Origin of the sequence: Pseudonocardia lacus (assembly GCF_018531445.1) — a bacterium.
In the GTDB taxonomy this organism is placed as follows: Bacteria; Actinomycetota; Actinomycetes; order Mycobacteriales; family Pseudonocardiaceae; genus Pseudonocardia; species Pseudonocardia lacus.
The window spans coordinates 1-4,017 of the sequence record NZ_JAHDTH010000360.1; the positions used below are offsets into that span (position 1 = coordinate 1).

Sequence of the window (4,017 nt, forward strand, 5' to 3'; positions counted from 1 at the left end):
CGCCGCTCCAGTTCGAGCAGGATCTCCGGGGCCAGCACGGTGACGTCGCCCGCGCCCATGGTGACCACCAGATCGCCGCTGGAGGCCAGCCCGGCCACGACGGCCGGCACGTCCGCCCATCGGGGGACGAACTTCACCCGTTCGGGGGGCAGGGGCACGGCGTCGGCGATGAGGGCGCCGCTGACCCCGGGCTCCGGGTCCTCCCGCGCGCCGTAGACCTCCAGCACGACGACCTCGTCGGCCAGCCCGAGCGCCTCGCCGAAGGCCGGGGCGAAGTCGCGGGTGCGCGAGTACAGGTGGGGCTGGAAGGCCACCACCACCCGGCCCAGCGGGCCGACCACGTCGCGGGCGGCGCGCAGCTGGGCGGCCACCTTCGCGGGGTGGTGGGCGTAGTCGTCGTAGACGGCGACGCCGGCGGCCCGGCCGCGGAACTCGAACCGGCGCCGCACGCCGTCGAACGCCGCCAGCCCGGCCAGCACACCCTCGGCGTCCGCGCCCAACTCGACCGCGGCCAGCAGCGCGGCCAGCGCGTTGAGCGCCATGTGCTCGCCGGGCACGCCCAGCCGCAGCAGGTGCTCGACGCCGGCGTGGCGCAGCACGAGCCGGGCGCCGGTGCCGTCGGGGCGGAAGTCGACCAACCGGGCGTGCGCCCCGGGGCCGCGCCCGTAGCCGAGCACGCGCACGCCGCGGGCCGCCGCGTCGGCCGCCAGCGCCGCGGCGCCGGGGTCGTCGGTGCAGGTGACCAGGGCGCCGCCCGGTTCGATCCGGCCGAGGAAGTCGCGGAACGCCGCCTCGTAGGCCGCGGCGCTGCCGTAGTGGTCGAGGTGGTCGGGCTCGACGTTGGTGACCACGGCGACCACCGGCGAGAAGGCCAGGAACGACCCGTCGCTCTCGTCGGCCTCGGCGACGAACACGTCGCCCGTGCCCTCGTGCGCGCCGGAGCCGGACGCGGCCAGGTCGCCGCCGATGGCGAACGACGGGTCGAGCCCGCAGTGCTGCAGGGCCACCGTGAGCATCGAGGTGGTCGAGGTCTTGCCGGCCGTCCCGGTGACCGCGGCGAGCCTGCGCCCGGCGGTGAGCGCGGCCAGCGCCCGCGACCGGTGCAGCACGACCAGGCCGCGCTCGCGGGCCGCGGCCAGCTCGGGGTTGGTCTCCCGGATGGCGCTGGACACCACGACCGTTGCCGGGTCGGCATCGGGCCCGGCGGCCGGGAGGTGGCTCGGGTCGTGGCCGATCTCGACGCGGGCGCCGAGCGCGCGCAGGGCGAGCACGGTGCGCGAGTCCTTGGCGTCCGATCCGGACACCTCCGCGCCCCTGGCCAGCAGGATCCGCGCGATGCCGCTCATCCCGGCGCCGCCGATCCCGATCAGGTGCACCCGGCTGCCGGCGCCGAGGGCCGGCGGGTCGGCCGGGTCGGCGGTGGGCGGGGCCGTGGCCCCGGTCGTGGTGTTCATGCGCGCACCGCCAGCACGTCGAGGGCCATGCGGGCCAGCCGTTCGTCGGCGTCGGCGTGCCCGGACGCCCGCGCCGCTCGGCCCATGGACAGCAGTTTCGAGGGGTCGGTCAGCAGCGGCACGACCTCGTCGACGAGCCGGTCGCCGGTGAGCTGCTCGTCCGGGACGAGCCGGCCGCCGCCCGCGTCGACCACCGGGCGGGCGTTGAGGGCCTGCTCGCCGTTGCCGTGCGGGAGCGGCACGTAGACCGCGGGCAGCCCGACGGCCGACACCTCGGCCACGGTCATCGCGCCCGACCGCCCGAGCACGGCGTCGGCCGCGGCGTAGGCCATGTGCATCTGGTCGATGTAGGGCAGCTGGACGTAGCCGGGCATCGGGTCGGCCGGGGTGCCGTTCTTGCCGTAGGCGTGCAGGACGGCGATCCCCGCGCGGCGCAGCCGGGGCAGCGCGGCGGCCAGCGCCGCGTTGATCGAGCGCGCGCCCTGGCTGCCGCCGAAGACCAGCAGCACCGGCTCGCCGCGGGGCAGCCCGAACAGGTGCCGGGCGCGCAGCCGCAGGCCGGGGCGGTCGAGGGTGGTGACCGAGCGGCGCAGCGGGATGCCGATGACCTCCGCGGAGCCCAGCCCGCTGCCGGGCACGGCCGCGGCGACCCGGTCGGCGAACCGCGCCCCGACCTTGTTGGCCAGCCCGGCGCGCGCGTTGGCCTCGTGCACGACGATCGGCACCCGGCCCCGGGCGCCCAGGTACGCGGGCAGCGCCACGTAGCCGCCGAACCCGACGACCAGGTCGGCGTCGACGGCGGCGAGCACCTCGCGGACCCGGGCCACGGCGCCGCGCACGCGGCCGGGCAGCTTGAGCAGGTCGCCGCTGGGCTTGCGGGGCAGCGGCACCGGCGGGATCAGCTCCAGCGGGTAGCCGCGCGGCGGGATCAGGGTGGTGTCCAGCCCGCGCTCGGTGCCCAGCGCGGTGATCCGCGCCCCGGGGACGAGCCGGACGACCGCGTCGGCGAAGGCCAGCGCGGGCTCGATGTGCCCGGCGCTGCCGCCGCCCGCGATCACCACCGACGGGCCGCGGGAGCTCTTGCGGGGTGCCTTCGGCGCGACGTCGATGCGCTGGGTCAGCTCGTCCATCCCGGCCCTGTTCGGGGGGCGGTTCGTGCCGGGCTGGTTCCGCGGCTGGTTCACGGGCTGGTTCACCGCATTCCCTCGCTGACGCTCGGTCGGCAGCTCACGGAGCGCTGTGCTGACGATTCGCTCGCGAGCCCGCTCATCGCAGCGGCCCCCGCTGCGCGGCCGGGCGGCTGACCGGGGCCCGGTAGGGCTCGGGCAGCTTCAGGCCCAACAGGCGGGCGATGGTCCCCTGCCCCTGCTGCTGGAGCGCGGCGACGGCCTCCGGCTCGTGGCGGGCCGCGTTGGCCAGCACCCCGAAGACGAACATGGTGACCACGAGCGAGGTGCCTCCGGAGGAGATCAGTGGCAGCTGCAGCCCGGTCACCGGCAGCAGCCCGACCACGTAGCCGATGTTGATGGCGGCCTGGGCGACCAGCCAGGTCGTGGACGTGGCCACCACCAGCTTGAGCCAGGGGTCGGTGTTGCGGTTGGCGATCCGGATGCCGACGTAGGCCAGCACCGCGAACAGCGCGAGCACCGCGAACGCGCCGAGGAACCCCAGCTCCTCGCCGATGATGGCGAAGATGAAGTCGTTGTGTGCGTTGGGCAGATAGTCCCACTTGGCCCGGCCCTGCCCGAGGCCGACCCCGAACAGGCCGCCGTCGGCCAGTGAGTACAGCGCCTGGTTGGCCTGCCACTGGGCGCCGAGCGGGTCGGCGCTGCCGCCGGACAGGAACGCGGTGACCCGGGCCAGGCGGTAGTCGGCGGTCAGCGCCAGGACGACCGCGCCGCCCAGCGCGGCCCCGGTCAGGGTGAGCATCAGCCGCATCGGGGCGCCGGCGTAGAACAGCAGCGCGACCAGCACGATGCCCAGCGAGACCGTCATGCCCAGGTCGGGCTGCAGCACCAGCAGGGTCATCAGCAGCCCGGTCACCGGCACGACCGGCGAGAGCGCCTGCTTCCAGCGGTGCATGACCCGGCGCCGGGCGACCAGCACGTGCGCCCCCCACAGCGTGAGGGCCACCTTCACCGCCTCGGAGGGCTGGATCGAGAAGCTGCCGAAGGCGAACCAGGCCCGCGAGCCGTTGCGCACCGAGCCCACGATCAGCACGGCGATCAGGGCCAGCACGCCGACCGCGAGCGCGACCGGGGCCAGCGACCGCAGCCGCCGCGGCGGGATGCGCAGGCCGAGCCAGAACAGCACCAGCCCGGGCCCGCAGAACATCAGCTGCCGGGTGAAGACCGAGTAGCTGGAGCCGTCGGCGCCGTCCCTGCGGGTGGCGGTGAACGACTCGACCGCCGACGCGGACAGGACCATGACCAGCCCGAACACCGTCAGCAGCCCGAACACCGCGAGCAGCAGGTGCAGCGAGGTCAGCGGGCTGCGCAGCCACTCCCCGACCGCGGTCGCGGCGCCCCCGACCGCGGCCCGCGGGCCGGTCGGCGCCGGCTCG

3 protein-coding genes are annotated in these 4,017 nt (G+C 76.1%); all 3 read right to left on the bottom strand.

Features of this window, described 5'->3' with window-relative positions:
- On the bottom strand, positions 1-1,454 hold a 1,454-nt coding region (murC, locus tag KIK08_RS37715), incomplete at its 3' end, for a UDP-N-acetylmuramate--L-alanine ligase (protein WP_214408103.1).
- Positions 1,451-2,584 carry an undecaprenyldiphospho-muramoylpentapeptide beta-N-acetylglucosaminyltransferase gene (murG, locus tag KIK08_RS37720; RefSeq protein WP_214408104.1) on the bottom strand — a complete coding sequence of 378 codons (1,134 nt, stop codon included), beginning with the start codon at positions 2,582-2,584 and terminating at the stop codon, positions 1,451-1,453. The genes murG and murC, both read right to left, overlap by 4 nt.
- 136 nt (positions 2,585-2,720) lie before the next feature.
- Positions 2,721-4,017, bottom strand: a 1,297-nt coding sequence (ftsW, locus tag KIK08_RS37725) for a putative lipid II flippase FtsW (protein ID WP_408004791.1), incomplete at its 5' end; no start/stop codon positions are given.

Excerpts from the sequence above, each read along its gene's own strand:
- murG (WP_214408104.1), bottom strand. The coding sequence starts at position 2,584 with ATGGACGAGCTGACCCAGCGCATCGACGTCGCGCCGAAGGCACCCCGC.